Origin of the sequence: Mycobacterium sp. 236(2023) (genome assembly GCF_029623955.1) — a bacterium.
GTDB lineage: Bacteria > Actinomycetota > Actinomycetes > Mycobacteriales > Mycobacteriaceae > Mycobacterium.
Map to the genome: position 1 here is coordinate 295,877 of NZ_JARSBP010000003.1, position 20,940 is coordinate 316,816.

A 20,940-nucleotide genomic window follows, 5' to 3' on the forward strand; every position below is an offset into this window, starting at 1 on the left:
CCGAACCTTGACCGTGTGTTGAATCGCCGTCGCGACGATGACGGTGTGACTACGCTTCACCAGGTGGAACTGGGGGTTCTGGGGCCTCTGCACGTCCGGCAGTTCGGACTGCCGGTCGCGATCCCGGGCGCCAAACCTCGCGCCGTTCTGACGATGCTGGGATTACATGGTGGGGCCGTCGTCGCCGCCGACACCTGGTGGAACTTCTCTGGGGTGACGAACCGCCCCGCACCGCGGCGAAAGCGCTCCAGACCCACATCTCCGCGCTTCGCCGGGCGCTCGGTGACGGCTTCCGTCGATGGCGACCTGACCGACCGCTGCGAGCTGTTCGACGAAACCGACCTGGATGCAGCACTCGCCCGGTTCGACGAACTCAGCACCAAAGCGCATCTGCAGAACGCAGCGACAACAGTCTGCCGTTGCGTGCGCACGGCATTCGCGGCCCGGCACTGGGACGTCGTCGCGCAGCTACTGGCCGAAGACCTCCATAACGAGGCACGTGGTGAACGGCGGGATCCGTCGCGGGCGGGAAACGATGCTCGGCGACATGCGGACCGCCGCCGACCTCGGTGTCCGCGGCTTTGAGGCCATCGACCTCGCGACTCGTGGTGAGCGGCTCGCGCTCTTCCACGGAAGGACCCGCTATAACAAGCAGCCCGGTGCCTTCGTCGTCGAGAACCTCGTCATCGCCGAACTCGACGCCGATGGGCGAGTTGCAGCCGAGATTCTGTTCGGCACTGACGACACGGATGCGGCGATGGCCGAACTCGACGCCCGTTACCTCGCCGGCGAGGCCGCGGCACACGCCGCCACGTGGTCTGCGATCGTGAATGCCAACGCGGCGTTCAACCGGCGCGAAATGCCCAAGACGACACCGGACTGGGTGAATATCGACCACCGTCGAGGCGGAACGGCGTTCGCGCCCGGTGAGCAGGCCGCCTTCATGCGGGCCACATGGGACGTCGCACCTCAGATCAGCAACCGCATCGTCGCCGTGCATCGGTTGTGTGACCGCGGGGTCGTGTTCACCCAGCTTGTCCATGCCACATCGCGCGAGGGATTCAACGGCGAATGGCGCGACGTCGTCGTCATGACCGTCGACGGCGACGCGATCGACCGGTGCGAGGTATACGACGACGGCGAGCTCGCGGCCGCGATCGCGCGGTTCGACGAACTTGGCGCTACTTCATCTGGAAGTTCGGCGCCCGCTTCTCCTTGAAGGCGCGCGGACCTTCCTTGGCGTCGTCGCTCAGGAACACCGGGATGCCGTTCGCGGTGTCGGGCTTGAAGGCTTCTTCCTCGTGCAGGCCTTCGGCCTCACGAATGGTCTTCAGGATCGCCTGCACCGCCAGCGGGCCGTTGTTGTTGATGACCTCGGCGATTTCCAGCGCCTTCTCCAGCGCGGTGCCGTCGGGCACCACGTAGCCGATCAGGCCGTACTCCTTGGCCTCGGCCGCCGTGATGTGGCGTCCGGTCAGCAGCAGGTCACACGCGATCGTGTACGGGATTTGGCGAGGCAGCCGCACCGCGGAACCGCCCATCGGGTACAGGCTCCACTTCGCCTCGGAGATGCCGAACTTGGCGCTCTCGCCCGCGATACGGATGTCGGTGCCCTGCAGGATCTCGGTGCCGCCGGCGATGGCCGGGCCCTCGACTGCTGCGATCAGCGGTTTTGTCAGCCGACGGCCCTTCAGCAGACCCTCGATCTTCGACGGGTCGTAGCTGCCGTCCTTGAACGAATCGCCGGGAGGTTTCTTCGACGCGGCCTTCAGATCCATGCCCGCGCAGAAGTAGCCACCAGCCCCGGTCAGGATGCAGGTCCGGATCTCGGGATCCTCGTCGACACGGTTCCAAGTGTCGACCATGATCGAGAGCATCTCAGTGGAAAGCGCGTTGCGCGCCTCCGGTCGGTTCAGCGTCAAGATCAATGTGTGTCCGCGCTGCTCAACGAGGGCGTCGGGACCTTTTTGGGGCTCGCTCACGGGCATCCGCCTTTCATCATCGAAGACAGCGACTTGTCTCGAAATGTAACACGTTCTAATTTAGAGCCGTGGCCCTGAACATCGCCGATCTTGCCGAGCACGCCATCGACGCCGTGCCTGACCGCGTCGCCCTCATATGCGGCGACGAACAACTGACCTACGCCCAGTTGGAGGAGAAGGCCAACCGCCTGGCGCACTACCTCATCGACCAGGGTGTCAAGAAGGACGACAAGGTCGGCCTCTACTGCCGCAACCGCATCGAGATCGTCATCGCGATGCTCGGCATCATCAAGGCCGGCGCGATCCTCGTCAACGTCAACTTCCGCTACGTCGAGGGCGAGCTGAAGTACCTGTTCGAGAACTCGGACATGGTCGCGCTCGTGCACGAGCGCCGCTACGCCGACCGGGTGGACAACGTCCTGCCCGAGACCCCGAACGTCAAGACGGTCCTCGTCGTCGAGGACGGGTCCGACGACGATTACCAGCGCTACGGCGGTGTCCCCTTCGAGGACGCACTGGCGCAAGGGTCCCCCGAGCGCGACTTCGGCCCGCGCAGCGAAGACGACATCTACCTGCTCTACACCGGTGGCACCACCGGCTTCCCGAAGGGCGTCATGTGGCGCCATGAAGACATCTACCGAGTTCTGTTCGGCGGCACCGACTTCGCCACCGGCGAGCCGATCGCCGACGAGTACGACCTGTCCAAGCAGGCCGCGGCCAACCCGCCGATGATCCGGCTGCCGATCCCGCCGATGATCCACGGCGCCACCCAGTCCGCGACCTGGATGGCGATCTTCTCGGGCCACACCGTCGTGCTGACCCCTGAGTTCGATGCCGACGCCGTGTGGCGAATGATCCACGAGCACAAGGTGAACCTGCTGTTCTTCACCGGTGACGCGATGGCCCGGCCCCTGCTCGATGCGCTGCTGGCGCATCAGGACGCCGGTAACGAGTACGACCTGAGCTCGCTGTTCCTGCTTGCCTCCACGGCGGCGCTGTTCTCCACCAGCCTCAAGGAGAAGTTCCTCGAGCTGCTGCCCAACCGCATCATCACCGACTCGATCGGCTCCTCGGAGACCGGCTTCGGCGGCACCAGCATCGTCGCGAAGGGCCAGTCGCACACCGGCGGCCCGCGCGTGACCATCGACAAGAACACCAAGGTGCTCGACGAGGACGGCAACGAGGTCGTACCGGGCTCGGGTGTGCGCGGCATCATCGCCAAGTGTGGTCACATCCCGGTCGGCTACTTCAAAGATGAGAAGAAGACCGCCGAGACGTTCCGGACCTACAACGGCGTCCGCTACGCCATCCCCGGCGACTACGCCGAGGTTGAGGCCGACGGCAGCGTGACGATGCTGGGCCGCGGCTCGGTGTCCATCAACTCCGGCGGCGAGAAGATCTACCCCGAAGAGGTCGAGGCGGCGCTCAAGGGCCACCCCGACGTGTTCGACGCGCTCGTGGTCGGCGTGCCGGACCCGCGCTTCGGCCAGCATGTGGCCGCAGTCGTCCAACCGCGTGAGGGCACCCGTCCCACGCTCGCGGACCTGGATGCGTTCGTGCGCAGCGAGATCGCGGGCTACAAGGTGCCGCGCAGTCTGTGGCTGGTCGACGAGGTGAAGCGGTCGCCCGCGGGCAAGCCGGACTACCGCTGGGCCAAGGACACCACCGAGGAACGTCCGGCCGACGACGTCCACGCCAAGCATGCAGGGGCCGCATCGTGAAAACTGAACTCTGCGAACGCTTCGGGATCGAATACCCGCTGTTCGTCTTCACCCCCTCGGAGAAGGTGGCCGCTGCAGTCACCAAGGCCGGCGGTCTCGGTGTCCTCGGCTGCGTGCGATTCAACGACGCCGACGACCTCGAGAACGTCCTTCAGTGGATGGACGCGAACACCGACGGCAAGCCCTACGGCGTCGACATCGTCATGCCGGCCAAGGTTCCCACCGAGGGCACGTCGGTCGACATCAACAAGCTGATCCCCGCCGAGCATCGGGAATTCGTCGACAAGACGCTCGCCGATCTCGGCGTCCCGCCGTTGCCCGAAGACGAGGAACGCTCCGAAGGTGTTCTGGGATGGCTGCATTCGGTGGCGCGCAGCCACGTCGAGGTCGCGCTCAAGCACCCGATCAAGCTGATCGCCAACGCGCTGGGTTCGCCGCCCAAGGACGTCATCGACCAGGTTCACGAGGCCGGTGTCCCGGTCGCCGCGTTGGCCGGTTCGCCGAAACACGCTCTGCGCCATGTGGAGAACGGTGTCGACATCGTCGTCGCCCAGGGCCATGAGGCCGGCGGGCACACCGGTGAGATCGGCTCGATGGTGCTGTGGCCCGAGATCGTCGACGCGCTCGACGGTCGGGCGCCGGTGCTCGCCGCGGGTGGAATCGGCACCGGTCGACAGGTCGCCGCCGCGCTTGCCCTTGGCGCACAAGGTGTCTGGATGGGATCGGCGTTTCTGACCTCGGCCGAGTACGACCTGGGTGTGCGGCTTCCCTCCGGTCGCTCGGTGATCCAGGAGGCCATGCTGAAGGCGACCTCCGCGGACACCGTGCGCAGGAAGATCTACACGGGTAAGCCCGCGCGTTTGCTCAAGAGCCGGTGGACCGACGCGTGGGATGCCGAAGGCGCGCCCGATCCGCTGCCGATGCCGTTGCAGAACATCCTCGTCAGCGAGGCGCATCAGCGGATGAGTGAGTCGGCCGACCCGACCGCCGTCGCGATGCCGGTCGGTCAGATCGTCGGCCGGATGAACGAGATCCGGCCCGTCGCCGACATCATCGCCGAGCTGGTGAGCGGATTCGAGGAAGCCTCGAAGCGGTTGGACGGTATTCGCGACAACTGAGCGGGCGGGTCCGTATAACAGCAGATGTGAACGGCGCCCACTCTCTGCTCACCACGCTTGTCGGCCACGGCGTCGACGTGTGCTTCGCCAACCCCGGCACCTCCGAGATGCACTTCGTCGTCGGGCTGGACGCGGTGCCGCAGATGCACGCTGTGCTGACGCTGTTCGAGGGCGTGGCGACGGGCGCTGCCGATGGCTATGCCCGGATGGCGGACAAACCCGCCGCTGTCCTGCTGCACCTTGGCCCGGGGCTTGGGAATGGTCTGGCCAATCTGCACAACGCCAGGCGGGCGCATGTGCCGATGCTGGTGATCGTCGGTGATCACGCGACCTATCACAAAAAGTACGACGCCCCACTGGAATCCGACATCGACGCGTTGGCGCGCACCGTCTCCGGGTGGGTGCGGCGCACCCTGGACACCGCTGAGATCGCCGTCGACGCGGTCGATGCAGTGAGTGCCAGCCGGGTGGGTGCGGTGTCGACGTTGATCCTGCCCGCCGACGTGTCGTGGACCGAAGGCGATGCGCTGGAGCCGGAGCAGCCCGATCCGCTGATACCCGTCGTCGACGACGATGCCGTGCGCGACGCGGCCACCGCACTGACCTCCGGGGCGCCCACTGTCCTGCTCATCGGTGGCGACGCGACGCGGACCGCCGGGCTGGCGGCCGCCGTTCGGATCGCGCAAGCGTGCGGTGCGAAGGTGCTGTGCGAGACGTTCCCGACCCGGTTGCAGCGGGGCGCCGGCGTCCCCGCGGTCGAGCGACTGGCGTACTTCGCCGAGGCCGCCGAGGAACAACTCGCGGGCGCCGAGCACCTCATCCTGGCCGGCGCAACGTCCCCCGTCTCCTTCTTCGCCTACCCTGGGCGTGCCAGCGACCTGGTGCCCGAAGGCTGCGAAGTACACACACTCGCAAAGTATTTCGGCGCGGAGGCGGCGCTCGGACAACTCGCCGACGAACTGGCGCCCGGAACCGTCGCCGCGGTCGCGCCGGCAAGCCGACCGGACCTGCCGACGGGCGCGCTCACGGCTTTCTCCGCCGCCGCGGTGATCGGGGCATTGCTCCCCGAGAACGCCGTCGTCGTCGACGAATCGAACACCGCGGGCATCGGGATCGCCGCAGCCACAGCGGGCGCGCCCGCCCACGACCTCTTGACGCTGACCGGAGGGGCGATCGGCTACGGCATGCCTGCGGCGATCGGCGCCGCCATCGCCGCGCCGGACCGTCCGGTGTTGTCCCTGCAGGCTGACGGGTCGGCGATGTACACAGTCTCGGCGCTGTGGACGCAGGCTCGCGAGAACCTCGACGTTACGACCGTGATCTTCGGCAACGGCGCCTACGACATCCTGCGGATCGAACTTCAGCGGGTCGGCGCGGCCAATGCGGCCACCCCAGGCCCCAACGCGCTGCAGCTGCTCGACCTCGGAAATCCGGCCGTCGATTTCGTCAAGATCGCCGAAGGGATGGGTGTTCCGGCGCGTCGCGTCACCACTGCGGAGGAGTTGGCGCAGGCTCTGGCCGACGCGTTCGCCGAGCCGGGCCCGAATCTCATCGAGGCTGTGGTGCCCTCGCTGGCGGGCTGACGGTGTCCGATTTGTTCAAGACGCGGGACGGGGACGCGTCCTAGCGTCCTCGGCATGGATATTCGACCCACTTCCGCCGCCGTCGAGATCGTCGCCTCAGACTTGGCGCGGTCGCTGGACTTCTATCGGCTCGTCGGCCTCGACGTCCCCGACGGCAACTCCCCGCACGCGGAAATCGAACTGCCCGGCGGCAACCGGCTACTGTTCGACACCGAGGACACGATCGCCGGAATGCATCCGGGCTGGGCCCCGCCAACGTCGACGGGACGCGTGGTGCTCGCGTTCGGGGTCGCGTCGCCGTCCGACGTCGACGCGATCTTCACGCGTCTGACGCAGGCTGGGCACAAGGGCGAGCTGGAGCCGTTCGACGCTCCGTGGGGGCAGCGCTACGCCACGGTTCTGGATCCCGACGGCACCTCGGTGGATTTGTTCGCGCCGCTGAACAGCTGAGTGACGGGAACTCCCGCGAGCTCGCGCACCTGCCGGGACAGATGCGCCTGGTCTGCGTAGCCGGCTACGTGAGCGGTGTTGGCGGCGGTGCGGCCGCTGCGCAGGAGGCGCACCGCCCGCCGGAATCGCAGGATCCGGCGCAGCGTCGCGGGGCTGTAGCCATAGACTGCGGCGCTCTGGCGCTGCAAATTCCTTGGCGAACAACCGATTTCGCCGGCCACTGCACGGACGGCGGCGCCGGCAGCGAAGCGCCGGGTGACCTCGGAGAGCTGAGGCACCGGCCACGGCGCCGTCTCACTGGACGTCTCACGGCGCATGAGCTGCGTGGCTGCCGACAGGAGCGGCGCACCGATGAATTCCGGTCGTAGCAAACCCAATTCGACACGTTCGCCGTGGAATTCATGGGCCGGAACGCCGAGCAGGCGGGGGAGTGCGCCAGGGCGGAACCGGATCCCCGCAGCGGCGACAGAGCTCTGTTCGCTGATGTGCGCCACGGTATCGGGTCCGGCGATGACCAGTTCGTCGTCGAGCTCGATGAGGTCCATGCAGCCGTCGGGCAGGATGCGCGCAGAGCCCGCGCCCTCCTTGACCCACACGCATTCGGCGAGGTCGCGCAGAGCCGCAGGTGCGGGCATCTCGCGGTAGCTCACCACCCCGACGGTACGCGCGATTCGGGCGTAGTTGGACAACGCTGCGTTGTCGAACTACGCCCAAATCGCTGCGAGGACTACGGGGTGATGACCGTTTCGTTGTCGATGTCCATGGTGGCCGGCCCGACGATGTCGATCTGGTTCTCCAGGCCGTCCGCGTTGAGCTGCAGGACATAGGTGGCGCCGTCACTGCCGGGGATGACAACCGTCTTCTGGGCGGCGATCTTGGTGACGCCGTCCTGAACCCAGGTGCCGCCGAGCTGGAACGCAGGGAAACCGCCGAGGTCGCTGGTCTTTCCGTCGCTCATCGGCGTCCAGCCCGGCAGGTTGGTCGCTTCGCCCGGTGCCGCGGCCAGCACGGCGTCCGGATCCACGTCGCCGACCAGCTTGGACACGATCGCGACGATGCTGGGTGTGTACTCGGCAGCCTCGGGGCCCGTGTAGACGATCGCCCCGAATGCCCATTCGGGGGTGTCCGGCCCGGCGTCCTCCCAGCCCTCGGGCATCGGCAGGTCGATGGTCGGGGCGCCCGGATCGCCGCGCTTGACCGCGGACTCCTGGATGCCGTTCTCCTTGATGTAGTCGGCGATCGTCGGCGCCGGGCCCGCGGGGGCTTCCTGGCGGGGAGCGATCCGCGCCGTCGTGGGTGCCGCGGCGCTCGTCGACGTCGTCTCCGAGGCCTCCGACGTCGTGGTGGTCTCGGATTCCGCCGAGCTGGTTTCGCTCGACCCCGAATCCGATCCGCCGCAGCCCGTCGCGATCAGCGCGACCGCCGCGGCGACAGCGGCAGAGCGGGTGGCAACCGTGAGCTTCATAGCTGAACTCCTGTCGTATGACGTTTTGCCATGTCCAGCGAAGACTAATTCATGATCAGGTGTTTGCTCAGTGAGTAGATGTACTCAGCTCGTACTTATTTTTCGGGCTGCCATGTTCTCTTCGACCTCCTGTTGCCAGAGGTCGTAGGCGTGGGTCGTGTCGACCTCGGCCTCGTAGCGGTCGGTCATGTCGGCGGTGACGTCCGCCGCGTCGACGTAGAACTGCTCGTACCAGCGCCGATGCTGGTAGACCGGCCCGTCTTCCTCGGTGAGCAGCGGGTTTTCGATCGGCGACTTGTTCTTCCAGATCTCGACGTCTTCGAGGAATCCCTCGCCGAACGACTTGTTCATGGCTCCAGCCAGTTTCGCGGCCTTGTCCGACGGCATGCCCGGCATCTCCTGCACGGCCACGCCCCACTGCAGCATGAACGAGTTGTGGGTGACCGGGTAGTGGCAGTTGATCAGCGCCACCTCGACGGTGAATTCGGGGGCGAGGTCGTTGTGCAGCCAGTTGATCATGTAGGCGGGCCCGAAATATGTCGCCTCGGACCGCAGATACGTTCCCTCCCAGAGCTTCTCGGGATTCGCGGTGAAATCGGGCCGCGGCTTGGACTCCATGAACTGACTGGCGGTGTGCCCTTCGATGACGTTCTTGAAGTACGTCGGATACGCATGGTGGATGTAGAAGAAGTGCGCCATGTCGACGTTGTTGTCGACGATCTCCCTGCAGTGGGCGCCCTCGATGAGAATCGAACTCCACTGCCACGGTGACCAGCGGCCCTCGTCGTACCCGTCGATGGTCGGCGGGATCAATTCGACAGCGGGAGCGGACCCTTCGGGGTCGTGCCACACCAGCAGCTGACCGTTGACCTCGGTCGTCTGCCATGCCCGGGTGCGGGCCAATCGTGGGGTGCGCTTGGCGTACGGGACGAGCTTGCAGCGTCCGTCCCCTCCCCAGCGCCAGTCGTGGAAGGGGCAGGCGATCTCATCGCCCTTGACGGTGCCCTGCGCGAGATTGCCGCCCATATGACGGCAGTAGCCGTCAAGGACCTTGATCTCGCCCTGGGAGTCGGCGAACACGACGAGCATGGTGCCGAACGCGTTGATGCCGTGCGGCTGCCCGTCGCGGAAAGACTCCGCGAGTCCGAGGCAGTGCCACCCGCGGGCGAACCGCGTCATGGCTTTACCGGTGTCGATATGGCGGACGTCGGTCATGTGTGCTCCTCGCGCTTGCCGGCCATGTCCAGCACGGCCAAGTGGCTGAAAACCATGCTGGTGCCGATCGGGTTGCCGCCGCCCGGATAGGCGGTGCCGCTGGGTGCTGCCATCGTGTTGCCCGCCGCGTACAGCCCCGGTATCACATTGTCGGCGGAATCGAGCACGCGCGCAGCATTATCGGTGCGCAAACCGCCCTTGGTGCCGAGATCGGACACCCCGAATGCGGCCGCATGGAACGGCCCCTTCTCGATGGGATACAACGGCGGCGCGCCCCCGGAGAACGCGCGGTCATACGGTTCGTCACCGCGACCGAAGTCCTCGTCGGCGCCGCCGCGCACGAACTCGTTGAATCGGGCGACGGTCTCGACCAGATTGGCCGCAGGCACGCCGATGGCCTCTGCGAGTTCCTCAAGGGTGTCCGCGGTGCGCCACAGGCCGGCGGCCACGTACTTGTCAGGTTCGACCATCGAGACGTTCGTCGCCTTGACGGGCGGCACGACTCCCTCGACATCGTCATAGACCATCCAGAACGGCAGCGTGACCCGGCCGTCGTCGATCGCTGCAAGGACTTCCCGCCCGAGCCGGTCGTAGGCCGCCGACTCGTTGGCGAAGCGCCTGCCCTGGTCGTCGACGAAGATGCCCCCGGTGAACCACAGCGAAAACGCCGACGTGCCATCGGGATGCGTCAGGCCGGGGGACCACCACGCCTGATCCATCAGGTCTGTGTCCGCTCCGACAGCGATCCCGGCCAGATGGGCCAACCCGCGGTTTCCCCACGGCCCCATCGTGTCCCGCGACTCGCCCGGCACCCCGTAGCGCGCCCGCATCTCGTCGTTGTGCTCGAACCCGCCAGCCGCCAGCAGCACTCCGCGCCTGGCTTGGATGCGTCGACGCTGACCGTCGGATTCGACGACGGCCCCGGTGACAGCGCCGTCCTCCACGACGAGTTCCGTCAGCGTGGTGTTCAAACGCGCCGACGAATGGGGGTGGCGGGCCGTGGCGGCGAGGAAGCGCGCGATCAGTGCGCGCCCGCCGACGAAGTAGTCATCGGGTTGCGGCGCGCCCAGCCGGTCGGCGTCGAGCGGCCCGCGGACCAATTCACGCAGCTCCGGTGCCGCGGCAATCTTCAACGGCTTGGCGGCGATGTGGCGCATGCCGTCGGCACGTGCCTTCGGCGCCTTGCCGAAATAGTCGGGCCACGGCAGCAGCGAGAACTTCAGCAGCTCATCGGTTTCCAAGTATTCGATCAGCGGTGCTCCGCTGCGGACGTAAGTTTCCTGCAGGGCCCGCGGTGTGCGGTCACCGACGACGGCGGTGTAGTACTCGATCGCATCGTCGATAGTGTCGTCGGCGCCCGCGCGCTGCAGAACCGGGTTGCACGGGAACCACATTCCGCCGCCGCCGGAGTACGCGGTGGTCCCGCCGAACTTCTCGGTCGCCTCGACGAGGATCACGTCGAGACCTTCGCGGGCCGCGGTGTACGCGCCCGTCACGCCTCCGGCGCCCGAGCCCGCGACCAGGACATCGGTGGTCTCATCCCACTGTTCCGACAAGGCTTTCCCTTCCGTGCACGGCGAATTCGGCGTCGAGCTCCGCACGGTCTTCGGCACTCATGCGCCGGTACTCCGGCCTGCCGCGGCCCGCCCAGCGATACACCGCTTCGTCGGTGTGCCAGCGTTGCGCCTGCAGCTCACGTTTGAGCACCTTGTTCGAACCGGTGGCGGGGAGATTCTTCGAGACCCGCAGCAGGCGTGGAAAGCCCTTGGAACCCAGATCTTCCTGGCCGGTGAGAAAGGTGACGAAAGCCTCGACGTCGAACACATCCGGATCGGCGACCTCGACGGCGGCCATCACCTGATCACCGGAGCGCGGGTCCGGGACGCCGTAGACACCGGCGGCGATGACGTCGGGATGGCGGCGCAGCACCCGCTCGATCGTCAACGCCGACGTGTTCTCCCCATCGACGCGGATCCAGTCGCCGCGGCGGCCGGCGAAGTACAGGAAACCGTCAGTGTCGACATAACCGAGATCGCCCGACCAGTACCAGCCGTTGCGCACGCGCTCGGCGTCGGCGGTGTCATTGCGGTAATAGCCCTCGAAATCCCGCGCGCCGCGACGGTCGACGATCTCACCGATCGCTTCGTCAGCATTGGTCACCTTGCCCTTGGCGTCGAGAATCGCTGCGGGACAGGGTTCGAGCGTCTCGGGGTTAACGACGCCGACGTCGTCGTGGGCAGGCCTGCCCAGCGACGACAATGGCGCCGTGGGATCGGGGGTGGCCACCGCCCCGCCCTCGCTGGAGCCGTAGCCCTCGTAGAGTTCGGCGTCGAAGCGGCGACGGAACTCGTTCTGGTCCTCGGGCGACGCCTCCGTGCCGAAACCGCGCTCCAGCGTGTTGTCGGAATCGTCGGGCTGCTCGGGCGTGGCCATCAGGTATGCCAGTGCCTTGCCTACGTAGGTGAAGAACGTGACGCCGAAAAACCGTACGTCGGAAAGAAAGCGGGATGCGGAGAACGTCGGGACCAGGCAGACGGTCGCGCCGTTGGCCAGTGCCGGCGCCCACAACGCCATGAGCGCGTTGCCGTGGAACAGCGGCATGCAGCAGTAGTCGACGTCGCCCGGGTGGTGGCCGAATTTGTCGGTGGCGGTGTAGGCGATGCGGGCCAACCGGCCCTGGCTGCATCGGACGGCCTTCGACGTGCCGGTCGTCCCCGACGTGAACAGCAGCAGGAACAGCGAATCCGCGCCGGCATCCGGTGCGGCCGCGGGTTCGGTCCGGTGCGTCTCGAGCCGATGCTGATAAGCCGCGTCGTCGACGACGAGGACACGATCGGGGGAGACCCCGTGGTCGAGGGCGCTCAGACGCTGCGCGCCCGCGGTGTCCGTGACGATCAGCTGGCAGTCGGCATGACGGATGTCAGCGGTCAGTCCCTCTGATCCGCGGGTGGGGTTCAGGCCGACGATGGTGGCCCCGGCGAGAGCAGCGCCGCCGAGCCAGAACACGAAGTCCGGCACATTCTCCAGGAGCACGCCGATGTGGAAGGGGCCGAGTTCTGGCTTGTACAAGGACTTTCCGAGGGAGGCGCGCGCCGCCGACTCGCGCACGACCGCGTCCCAGGTCCAGTCGCGCTCGCGGGTGCGCAGGCCGAGACGCTGATCGCCGAGGCGGTCGAGCAGCATCGTGGCGATGTCGTCACGTCGCGATTCGCTCATGGCCGGGTGATCGCGTGGACGGGGTCGGTACAGTCGGTCGCTTCCGCGGACAGCTGACGTTTGAGGATCTTGAACGTCTCCGTGCGCGGAAGCGACGTGGACGCTCGGACGAACTTCGGCCACTGCTTGGGACCGAGATCCTGTTGTTGATCGAGGAACCGGGTGAACGCTTCAGGATCGAACACCGTGTCGTCGGGCAGCACGAGTGCCGCCATCACCTGGTCGCCCACGGCGGGGTCGGGGATCGGGTACACGGCAGCCTCGGTGACGCCAGGGAAGCGCATGAGGATGCGTTCGATCGGTGCGGTGCCGAGGTTCTCGCCGTCGACCCGCATCCAATCGCCGAGTCGGCCCGCGAAGTACGCGAACCCGTTCTCGTCGCGGTAGGCCAGGTCGCCGCTGTGGTAGACGCCGCCGCGCATCCGGTCGGCCTCCGCGTCGGGATCCTTGTGATAGCCCCGGAACTGGCCCGGCCCCTCGGTGTTCACCAACTCACCGACGACGCCCGGCGCGCATTCGGCGCCGGTGTCGACATCGAGAATCGTCACGCCCCCCACGAGCGGACCGAGCGCTCCCTCGGGGGTGTCCGGCGTGCGGGCGATCGACACCCCGCCCTCGCTGGAACCGAACCCGTCGACGACGGTCACCCCGAAGCGTTGCGAGAACCGGCTCAGATCTCGCGGCGCCCCCTCGTTGCCGTACGCCACCTTGAGTGGGTTGTCGGCGTCGTCAGGCTGCTCGGCGGTGGCCAGGATGTAGGACAGCGGCTTGCCCACGTAATTCGCGTACGTCGCGCCGAAGCGCCGCGTGTCCGGGATGAATTGCGATGCAGAGAATTTGCGGCGCAACGCGATCGAGGCGCCCGCGGCGACTCCCGGCGCCCAGCCGGCCATGATCGCGTTCGAATGGAACATCGGCATCGACAGATAGCACGTATCGGTCGGGCCGAGCCCGAATCGATCGGCGAGCATCACCCCGGGAAACGCCACCTTCTCGTGCGTGCACCGCACAGCTTTCGGGTCGCCGCTCGTGCCAGAGGTGAAGATCAACATGAACAGGTCATCCGGGTCGGCGGTGCGGAACTCGACCGGCGCGCCGCGGTGTTCGGCCAGTTGGGCTGCGAACGAGTCGGATTCGACGTCGATCGCGTCGATCCCGTCCTGCGCGGTGTCCCGATCGGCCAGCACGAGCTGGCAGTCCGCATGTGCGATGTCGCGGGCTAGGGCGTCACCGCGGCGGGTCGGGTTCAGGCCGACAGGGACAATTCCGGTCAGCGCCGCGGCAACGAGCACCGTTCCGAAGAACGGTGTATTGCCCAGCAGCACACCGACATGGGGTGGCCGGGCCCGGTCCAGCCGGTCCCACAGCAGCGATGCCAGCGCGGCTCCGTCGCGGATGTGGTCGCGCCAGCTGACGAACGCCACCTCATCCGGGCTGGCGTCGCCATCCACCGAGTAGACGCCGCGGTCGTCGACGTCGGTCAGCTTCTCGAGTAACGACGAGACGGTCGCCACCGGATCAGCGAATCAGGCCGGGGTATCGGCCAGTTCGCGGCCGATGCGGAGTAACTGACCGGTCGCCCCGCCGACGGCGAACTCGGTCTGCTTGGCGGCCAGGAAGTAGCGGTGCACCGGATGGTCGACGTCGATACCGACACCGCCGTGAACGTGGACCGCGGTGTGCGCGACGCGGTGTCCCGCCTCGGCCGCCCAGAACGCGGCACTGGAGACGTCGATGTCGGCGGGCAGATCCTCCGACAGCCGCCAGGCTGCCTGGGTCAGTGTCAGGCGCAGACCCTTGATGTCGATGTAGCCGTCGGCCAATCGCGACGACACCGCCTGGAAGCTGCCGATCGGGCGGTCGAACTGCTCGCGTTCCCGCGCGTAGGTCGCCGTCATCTCCAGCGCCCGTTCGACGACACCGAGCTGGTAGGCGCTGCGGCCCAGCGTGTTGCGGGTGACCAGCCAGTCCAGCACCTCGGCTCCGCCGACGCGGCGGTCCGCGGCGACTCTGACGCCCTGCAGATCGAGCGCGCCCACACTGCCGTGCCCGGTGGTATTCAGCGGGGTGACCGTCACACCGCTGTCAGCTGCCGCGACGAGGAAAACGCCGACACCCGAGTCTGTTTCGGCGGGGAGGAGGAACGCGTCGGCGCTGACGGCGAACGGCGCCTGCGTCCTGGTGCCGGTCAGCGTGAAACCGTCGCCGGACGACTGGGCCCGCACCGGGCCCTCGCCCATCTCACCGTCGAGTGCGACGGTCAGCACCTTCTCGCCCTTGACGGCCGGTGCCGCCCACTCCTGCTGCGCCGATTCGGTTCCGAACTTCGCCAGCGCCGCCGCACCGAGAACCACCGATTCGAGGTACGGAACCGCGCCCAGCTGGCGGCCGAGGGCCACCAGCACGGCGACCTCCTCGAGTACGCCGAAACCGCCGCCGCCCAACGACTCCGGGGCGGTGGTGGACAGGATGTCGGCGTCGATCAGCTTGCCCCACAGGGTCTTGTCGAACCGCTCCTCCAAGCCGTCGAGTTCACGCTGCCGCTCGGGTGTGCACACCGACTCGGTGATGGTGCGCACCAGGCCGCCGAGGTCCTCGCTGGCTTCGGTCGTCTTGAAATCCATGTCAGTCCTTAACGATTCACTCGGGGCAGGCCGAGCGCGACCATGCCGATGATGTCGCGCTGAATCTCGTTGGTGCCGCCGCCGAACGTCAGGATCAGGCACGACCGGTGCATGCGTTCGATGCGGCCCCGCAGCAGCGCGCCGGGGGAATTCGTGCGCAGCGTGGCGGCGGTGCCCAGCACCTCCATCAGCAGGCGGTACGCCTCGGTGGCCAGCTCGGTGCCGAACACCTTGGCCGCCGACGCGTCGGCGGGCGACGGGGCGACGTCGTCTGCGGACGCGAGCTCCCAGTTGATGAGCTTGAGCACTTCGGCCTTGGCGTGCACGCGCGCCAGGTTCAGCTGCACCCACTCGGAGTCGATCAGCCGGTTGCCGTGGACATCCTTGGTGTTCTGCGCCCACTCGCGAACGCCGTTGAGCGCGACGAAGATCGGCTGTGCCGAGACGAGCGCGACGCGCTCGTGGTTGAGCTGGTTGGTGACGAGCTTCCAGCCGCCGTTCTCCTCACCCACGAGCGCCGTCTTCGGCACGCGCACATCCTGGTAGTAGGTGGCGCTGGTGTCGACACCGGACATCGTGTGCACCGGCGTCCACGAGAAGCCGTCGGCCGTCGTCGGCACGATCAGCATCGAGATGCCGCGGTGCTTCTTGGCCTCGGGGTTGGTGCGCACCGCCAGCCACACGTAATCGGCGTAGGCGATGAGGCTGGTCCACATCTTCTGCCCGTTGATGACGTAATCGTCGCCGTCATGTATAGCGGTGGTGCGCAGGGAGGCGAGGTCGGTGCCCGCGCCCGGCTCGGAGTAGCCGATCGAGAAGTGCAGGTCACCGGCGGCGATCTTGGGCAGGAAGAACTTCTTCTGCTCGTCGGTGCCGAAGTGCATGATCGTCGGCGCGACGCTGTTGATCGTCAGGAACGGGACGGGGACGCTCGCGATGGCGGCCTCGTCGTTGAAGATGAGGCTCTCCATCGGCGTGCGTGCCTGGCCGCCGTACTCGGTGGGCCAGTTCAGCGTCAACCACCCATCTGTGCCCATCTGCTTGACGGTCTCGCGGTAGACGTTCCCGCGCCCCATCTCGCCGTCGCTGGCGGCCAGCGCCTCGGCCCGCTCGGGCGTCATGAGCTTGGTGAAGTACGCGCGCAATTCGCGACGCAACTCCTCCTGTTCAGGGGTGTAGCCGATCCGCATCGCGTCGTCCTCACTTGTCTGCGAGCCTGTATCCGGGCGTCCGGACTCGTCGAGTCAGGCACCTCTGGTCCTCCCCGGTTGTAACACGTTCTAGTCTTGGGGTCCAGGGTGGTGACACACTGGGTGCCCAGCTAGATCGGACCAACAGCCCGGACCGACAGGAGAAACTCATGCGGGTGGAAGTGGATCGTGACCGTTGCGAAGGCAACGCGGTGTGTGTAGGAATAGCCCCCGACCTGTTCGACCTCGATGACGACGACTATGCGATCGTCAAGGCCGATCCCGTGCCCGCAGACGAGGAAGCGGTGGCCGAGCAGTCCATCGCCGAGTGCCCCCGGGCCGCCCTGATCCGACACGACTAGAGGTATTAGTAACTTGAGCGACATTGATCTGTCCGGCCACGTCGCCGTGGTCACCGGAGCCGCCGCCGGCCTGGGCCGTGCCGAGGCGATCGGGCTGGCCCAAGCCGGCGCCACCGTCGTCGTCAACGACATCGCTCCCGCGCTCGACAAGTCCGACGTTCTCGATGAGATCTCGTCGGCGGGTTCGAAGGGCATCGCGGTGGCCGGTGACATCAGTGAGCGGTCCACCGCCGACGAGCTGGTCAAGACCGCCGACGGCCTCGGCGGGCTGGCCATCGTCGTCAACAATGCCGGGATCACCCGCGACCGCATCCTGTTCAACATGACCGACGAGGAGTGGGACGCGGTCATCGCGGTGCACCTGCGGGGCCACTTCCTGCTGACGCGCAACGCCGCGACCTACTGGCGCTCCAAGGCCAAGGCGGGCGACGGCCAGATCTACGGCCGGATCATCAACACCTCGTCCGAGGCGGGCCTGTCCGGCCCGGTCGGTCAGCCCAACTACGGTGCCGCCAAGGCGGGAATCACCGCGCTGACGCTGTCGGCCGCCCGCGCCCTGGGGCGGTTCGGGGTGCGCGCCAATGCGATCGCGCCCCGCGCCCGCACAGCGATGACCGCCGGCGTGTTCGGTGACGCGCCGGAACTCGGCGAAGGCGGGGTCGACCCGCTGTCGCCGGACCATGTCGTCAACCTGGTCCGGTTCCTGGCGTCCCCGGCGGCTGAAGGGGTCAACGGACAGCTCTTCATCGTTTATGGTCCGACGGTGACCCTTATTGCGGCTCCGACTGCGGAGCGGCAATTCAGTGCCGATGGCGATGCCTGGGACCCCTCGGCACTGTCTGACGAGCTGAAGAATTACTTTGCTGACCGTGACCCCGAAAAGAGTTTCTCGGCGTCGATGGGCTTGGGCGATCCAGACTGACAGTCTTGGTTGTCACGCGCCAGAAGTAGCTAGAACACGTTCTAGAATGACCTATGTCACAGTGGCCTTGATCAGCATAAATATAACGATTTCGTCTGGTTCGGCCGTTCTTTGACACTGCGAACACGTTCTAGTTAGTATGATCCGGCTCACTAAGAGCACCGCTTAACTCAGGGGTGGGGACACAACGCCGACGACAAGTACCGGGCACTTCGCCACAGGTCTCGTCCGCAGGCAGTCCCCATCACTGGAGTCCCGAGAACGGAGCCGAGGTTGATCGAACAGCTTGCGGCGCCTGCGCGGGCCGTAGGCGGGTTCGTCGAAATGTCCTTGGACACGTTCGTCAAGACATTCCGCCGCCCGTTCCAGTTCCGGGAATTCCTCGACCAGACGTGGATGATCGCGCGCGTGTCGCTGGTGCCGACACTGCTCGTCGCGATCCCGTTCACCGTCCTGGTCGCCTTCACGCTCAACATCCTGCTGAGAGAGATCGGCGCCGCGGACCTTTCCGGAGCGGGCACGGCATTCGGCACCATCACCCAGCTCGGCCCGGTCGTGACGGTGCTCGTCGTCGCCGGTGCGGGCGCCACCGCGATCTGCGCGGATCTCGGCGCACGGACCATCCGTGAGGAGATCGACGCGATGCGGGTGCTGGGCATCGACCCCATCCAGCGTCTCGTCGTGCCGCGCGTGCTGGCCTCGACCTTCGTCGCGCTCCTACTCAACGGCCTCGTCTGCCTGATCGGCCTGGCCGGCGGCTACGTGTTCTCGGTGTTCCTGCAGGGCGTGAACCCCGGTGCGTTCATCAACGGACTCACCGTGCTCACCGGACTGCCCGAGCTGATCCTCGCCGAGATCAAGGCCCTTCTGTTCGGTGTCGTCGCGGGCCTCGTCGGCTGCTATCGCGGCCTCACCGTCAAAGGCGGCCCGAAGGGTGTGGGTAACGCCGTCAACGAAACCGTCGTCTACGCATTCATCTGTCTGTTCGTGATCAACGTGATCATGACGGCGATCGGTGTTCGGGTGTTGGTCAAATGAGTTACGACGCCACCGTTCGCTTCCGCCGCCTCTTCCGCGGCGTGCCCAAGATCGTCGACGGCGTGGGCGAACAGGCTCTGTTCTACGGCGAGTCGATCCGCTACATCCCCAATGCGGTGACCCGGTACCGCAAGGAGACCATCCGGCTGATCGCCGAGATGACCATGGGCACCGGCGCATTGGTCATGATCGGCGGCACGGTCGGCGTCGCCGCGTTCATGACGCTGGCTTCGGGCGGCGTCATCGCCGTCCAGGGCTACTCGTCGCTGGGCAACATCGGCATCGAGGCGCTCACCGGCTTCCTCTCGGCCTTCCTCAATGTCCGCATCGTCGCCCCGGTGATCGCCGGCATCGCGCTCGCGGCGACCATCGGCGCGGGCGCGACGGCACAACTGGGCGCGATGCGCGTCGCCGAGGAAATCGACGCCGTCGAATCGATGGCCGTGCATTCGGTGTCGTATCTGGTGTCGACCCGGTTGATGGCCGGCCTCATCGCGATCGTCCCGCTGTATGCGCTGTCGGTGCTCGCGGCGTTCTTCGCGGCGCGGTTCACCACGGTCTACATCAACGGGCAGTCCGCGGGCCTCTACGACCACTACTTCAACACGTTCCTGATCCCGAGCGACCTGCTGTGGTCGTTCCTGCAGGCCATCGTCATGTCGATCGCGGTGATGCTCGTCCACACCTACTACGGCTACAACGCCTCGGGTGGTCCCGTCGGCGTGGGCATCGCCGTGGGTCAGGCGGTACGCACCTCGCTGATCGTGGTCGTGACGATCGTGCTGTTCATCTCCCTCGCCGTGTACGGCGCCTCCGGCAACTTCAACCTCTCCGGATAGGGCGGGCAACCAATGGCAGACGGCGACGCGAAGCGCAGCCACGTGAGGATCGCAGCGGCGATCCTCGCCACGCTGGTGCTCGCCGCCGCCGTGTTCACCTACCTGTCCTACACGGCCGCCTTCACGTCGACGGACACCGTGACCGTCCTCTCGCCGCGGGCTGGCCTCGTCATGGAGGACAAGGCCAAGGTCAAGTACCGCGGTGTCCAGGTCGGCGAGGTCGAATCGATCGAGTACAACGGCGACCAGGCGAAACTGACGCTCGCCATCCGCAGCGGGGAACTGCGCTACATCCCGTCGAACGCGCCGGTTCGCATCGCGGGCACCACGATCTTCGGCGCCAAGGCGGTCGAGTTCCTGCCGCCCGAGGATCCGAAGCCGACAGCGCTCGAACCCGGCGCCCAGGTGCAGGCCAAAGACGTTCAGCTCGAAGTCAACACGCTGTTCCAGACGTTGACCGACGTGCTCGGCAAGATCGACCCGATCAACCTCAACGCCACGCTGTCCGCGTTGGCCGAAGGCCTGCGCGGAAACGGCGACGACGTCGGCGCCCTGATGTCGGGCCTGAACACGTATCTGGCACAGCTGAATCCGAAGCTGCCCCAGGTGCAGGACGATCTACGCATGACCGCTGAGGTCGCCAACATCTACGCCGACGCCGCGCCCGATCTCGTGCGGATCTTCGAGAACGCACCGGCGCTGTCGAAGACCATCGTCGACGAGGAGGACAACCTCAACGCGACACTGCTGGCCGCGACCGGACTCGCCAACAACGGCACCGCGACGCTGGAACCCGCGGCCGACGACTACATCGCCGCGATCCAGCGCTTGCGGGCGCCGCTGAAGGTCGCCGGCGAGTACTCGCCCGTCATCGGTTGCACGTTGAAGGGCACCGCGAACGCCATCGACCGCTTCGCCCCGGTGATCGGTGGCACCCGCCCCGGCCTGTTCGTCTCGTCGAGCTTCATTCCCGGCGCGCCCGCCTACACGTATCCGGAGAGCCTGCCCATCGTCAACGCGTCGGGTGGCCCGAATTGCCGTGGCCTGCCGGATGTTCCGAGCAAGCAGTTCGGTGGCACCTGGTACCGGACGCCGTTCCTCGTGACCGACAACGCCTACGTTCCCTACCAGCCGAACACCGAGTTGCAGTTCGACGCACCGTCGACGCTGCAGTTCCTGTTCAACGGCGCGTACGCGGAAAGGGACGATTTCTAG

General features: G+C 66.8%; 20 protein-coding genes. 11 read left to right on the forward strand and 9 right to left on the reverse strand.

What is annotated here, in order from left to right; genetic code table 11:
* The first annotated feature begins 45 nt into the window (after nucleotides 1-45).
* Complete coding sequence (locus P9A17_RS12530) at nucleotides 46-585, forward strand: hypothetical protein (RefSeq protein WP_278038968.1); 540 nt, start codon at nucleotides 46-48, stop codon at nucleotides 583-585.
* The gene (locus P9A17_RS12535) at nucleotides 548-1,219 is read left to right on the forward strand and encodes a hypothetical protein (protein ID WP_278038969.1); all 672 of its coding nucleotides are present in this window, start codon (nucleotides 548-550) and stop codon (nucleotides 1,217-1,219) included. Before P9A17_RS12530 ends, P9A17_RS12535 begins: the two co-directional genes overlap by 38 nt.
* On the opposite strand, the gene P9A17_RS12540 is transcribed toward P9A17_RS12535, so the two are convergent.
* Complete coding sequence (locus P9A17_RS12540) at nucleotides 1,182-1,988, reverse strand: crotonase/enoyl-CoA hydratase family protein (RefSeq protein WP_278038970.1); 807 nt, start codon at nucleotides 1,986-1,988, stop codon at nucleotides 1,182-1,184. The two genes, P9A17_RS12535 and P9A17_RS12540, sit on opposite strands and share 38 nt — an antisense overlap.
* A gap of 62 nt (nucleotides 1,989-2,050) precedes the next feature.
* Here P9A17_RS12540 and P9A17_RS12545 point away from each other — a divergent pair, with 62 nt between their 5' ends.
* Genes P9A17_RS12545 through P9A17_RS12560 form a run of 4 tightly spaced genes read left to right on the forward strand, consistent with a single transcriptional unit; the run spans nucleotide 2,051 to nucleotide 6,854 of the window.
* On the forward strand, nucleotides 2,051-3,703 hold the full coding sequence (locus P9A17_RS12545; protein WP_278038971.1) for an acyl-CoA synthetase: 1,653 nt from the start codon (nucleotides 2,051-2,053) through the stop codon (nucleotides 3,701-3,703).
* On the forward strand, nucleotides 3,700-4,821 hold the full coding sequence (locus P9A17_RS12550; RefSeq protein WP_278038972.1) for a nitronate monooxygenase family protein: 1,122 nt from the start codon (nucleotides 3,700-3,702) through the stop codon (nucleotides 4,819-4,821). The genes P9A17_RS12545 and P9A17_RS12550 overlap by 4 nt, the downstream gene beginning before the upstream one ends.
* Before the next feature lie 26 nt (nucleotides 4,822-4,847).
* Complete coding sequence (locus P9A17_RS12555) at nucleotides 4,848-6,404, forward strand: acetolactate synthase large subunit (protein ID WP_278038973.1); 1,557 nt, start codon at nucleotides 4,848-4,850, stop codon at nucleotides 6,402-6,404.
* Between the two features lie 54 nt (nucleotides 6,405-6,458).
* Nucleotides 6,459-6,854 carry a VOC family protein gene (locus P9A17_RS12560; RefSeq protein ID WP_278038974.1) on the forward strand — a complete coding sequence of 132 codons (396 nt, stop codon included), beginning with the start codon at nucleotides 6,459-6,461 and terminating at the stop codon, nucleotides 6,852-6,854.
* Here the strand turns inward: P9A17_RS12560 and P9A17_RS12565 are convergent.
* From P9A17_RS12565 to P9A17_RS12600, 8 genes are all read right to left on the reverse strand, one after another.
* On the reverse strand, nucleotides 6,791-7,504 hold the full coding sequence (locus tag P9A17_RS12565; RefSeq protein WP_278038975.1) for a helix-turn-helix domain-containing protein: 714 nt from the start codon (nucleotides 7,502-7,504) through the stop codon (nucleotides 6,791-6,793). The genes P9A17_RS12560 and P9A17_RS12565 overlap by 64 nt on opposite strands.
* A 77-nt stretch (nucleotides 7,505-7,581) precedes the next feature.
* The gene (locus tag P9A17_RS12570) at nucleotides 7,582-8,319 is read right to left on the reverse strand and encodes an LpqN/LpqT family lipoprotein (RefSeq protein ID WP_278038976.1); all 738 of its coding nucleotides are present in this window, start codon (nucleotides 8,317-8,319) and stop codon (nucleotides 7,582-7,584) included.
* Nucleotides 8,320-8,403: 84 nt separating this feature from the next.
* A complete protein-coding gene (locus P9A17_RS12575) occupies nucleotides 8,404-9,534 on the reverse strand; it encodes a Rieske 2Fe-2S domain-containing protein (RefSeq protein WP_278038977.1) in 1,131 nt (376 codons plus the stop codon).
* Nucleotides 9,531-11,090 (reverse strand): FAD-binding protein, encoded by a 1,560-nt coding sequence (locus tag P9A17_RS12580; RefSeq protein WP_278038978.1) that lies wholly within the window; start codon nucleotides 11,088-11,090, stop codon nucleotides 9,531-9,533. Before P9A17_RS12580 ends, P9A17_RS12575 begins: the two co-directional genes overlap by 4 nt.
* Nucleotides 11,071-12,750, reverse strand: coding sequence for an AMP-binding protein (locus P9A17_RS12585; protein WP_278038979.1), 1,680 nt, complete (start codon nucleotides 12,748-12,750; stop codon nucleotides 11,071-11,073). Before P9A17_RS12585 ends, P9A17_RS12580 begins: the two co-directional genes overlap by 20 nt.
* Complete coding sequence (fadD17, locus tag P9A17_RS12590) at nucleotides 12,747-14,264, reverse strand: long-chain-fatty-acid--CoA ligase FadD17 (protein ID WP_278038980.1); 1,518 nt, start codon at nucleotides 14,262-14,264, stop codon at nucleotides 12,747-12,749. The genes P9A17_RS12585 and fadD17 overlap by 4 nt, the downstream gene beginning before the upstream one ends.
* Before the next feature lie 12 nt (nucleotides 14,265-14,276).
* On the reverse strand, nucleotides 14,277-15,374 hold the full coding sequence (locus P9A17_RS12595; protein ID WP_278038981.1) for an acyl-CoA dehydrogenase family protein: 1,098 nt from the start codon (nucleotides 15,372-15,374) through the stop codon (nucleotides 14,277-14,279).
* 8 nt (nucleotides 15,375-15,382) lie between these two features.
* Nucleotides 15,383-16,564 (reverse strand): acyl-CoA dehydrogenase family protein, encoded by a 1,182-nt coding sequence (locus tag P9A17_RS12600; protein ID WP_278038982.1) that lies wholly within the window; start codon nucleotides 16,562-16,564, stop codon nucleotides 15,383-15,385.
* 170 nt (nucleotides 16,565-16,734) lie between these two features.
* On the opposite strand from P9A17_RS12600, the gene P9A17_RS12605 reads away from it, so the two are divergent.
* The 5 genes from P9A17_RS12605 to P9A17_RS12625 all read left to right on the forward strand — a co-directional run bounded on the left by P9A17_RS12605 (nucleotide 16,735) and on the right by P9A17_RS12625 (nucleotide 20,940).
* Nucleotides 16,735-16,926 carry a ferredoxin gene (locus P9A17_RS12605; RefSeq protein WP_278038983.1) on the forward strand — a complete coding sequence of 64 codons (192 nt, stop codon included), beginning with the start codon at nucleotides 16,735-16,737 and terminating at the stop codon, nucleotides 16,924-16,926.
* A 13-nt stretch (nucleotides 16,927-16,939) separates the two neighbouring features.
* A complete protein-coding gene (locus P9A17_RS12610) occupies nucleotides 16,940-17,848 on the forward strand; it encodes a 3-oxoacyl-ACP reductase (RefSeq protein ID WP_278038984.1) in 909 nt (302 codons plus the stop codon).
* Nucleotides 17,849-18,121: 273 nt separating this feature from the next.
* Complete coding sequence (locus tag P9A17_RS12615) at nucleotides 18,122-18,886, forward strand: ABC transporter permease (RefSeq protein ID WP_278038985.1); 765 nt, start codon at nucleotides 18,122-18,124, stop codon at nucleotides 18,884-18,886.
* Nucleotides 18,883-19,725: an ABC transporter permease gene (locus tag P9A17_RS12620; RefSeq protein ID WP_278038986.1), complete on the forward strand. Its 843-nt coding sequence runs from the start codon at nucleotides 18,883-18,885 to the stop codon at nucleotides 19,723-19,725. Before P9A17_RS12615 ends, P9A17_RS12620 begins: the two co-directional genes overlap by 4 nt.
* A 12-nt stretch (nucleotides 19,726-19,737) precedes the next feature.
* Entirely contained in the window at nucleotides 19,738-20,940 is a 1,203-nt protein-coding gene (locus tag P9A17_RS12625; RefSeq protein ID WP_278038987.1) for an MCE family protein, read from the forward strand.

Excerpts from the sequence above, each read along its gene's own strand:
- P9A17_RS12575 (WP_278038977.1), bottom strand. The coding sequence starts at position 9,534 with ATGACCGACGTCCGCCATATCGACACCGGTAAAGCCATGACGCGGTTC.
- P9A17_RS12600 (WP_278038982.1), bottom strand. The coding sequence starts at position 16,564 with ATGCGGATCGGCTACACCCCTGAACAGGAGGAGTTGCGTCGCGAATTG.
- P9A17_RS12620 (WP_278038986.1), top strand. The coding sequence starts at position 18,883 with ATGAGTTACGACGCCACCGTTCGCTTCCGCCGCCTCTTCCGCGGCGTG.
- P9A17_RS12625 (WP_278038987.1), top strand. The coding sequence starts at position 19,738 with ATGGCAGACGGCGACGCGAAGCGCAGCCACGTGAGGATCGCAGCGGCG.
- P9A17_RS12540 (WP_278038970.1), bottom strand. The coding sequence starts at position 1,988 with ATGCCCGTGAGCGAGCCCCAAAAAGGTCCCGACGCCCTCGTTGAGCAG.
- P9A17_RS12535 (WP_278038969.1), top strand. The coding sequence starts at position 548 with ATGCGGACCGCCGCCGACCTCGGTGTCCGCGGCTTTGAGGCCATCGAC.
- P9A17_RS12605 (WP_278038983.1), top strand. The coding sequence starts at position 16,735 with ATGCGGGTGGAAGTGGATCGTGACCGTTGCGAAGGCAACGCGGTGTGT.
- P9A17_RS12585 (WP_278038979.1), bottom strand. The coding sequence starts at position 12,750 with ATGAGCGAATCGCGACGTGACGACATCGCCACGATGCTGCTCGACCGC.
- P9A17_RS12595 (WP_278038981.1), bottom strand. The coding sequence starts at position 15,374 with ATGGATTTCAAGACGACCGAAGCCAGCGAGGACCTCGGCGGCCTGGTG.
- P9A17_RS12570 (WP_278038976.1), bottom strand. The coding sequence starts at position 8,319 with ATGAAGCTCACGGTTGCCACCCGCTCTGCCGCTGTCGCCGCGGCGGTC.
- P9A17_RS12560 (WP_278038974.1), top strand. The coding sequence starts at position 6,459 with ATGGATATTCGACCCACTTCCGCCGCCGTCGAGATCGTCGCCTCAGAC.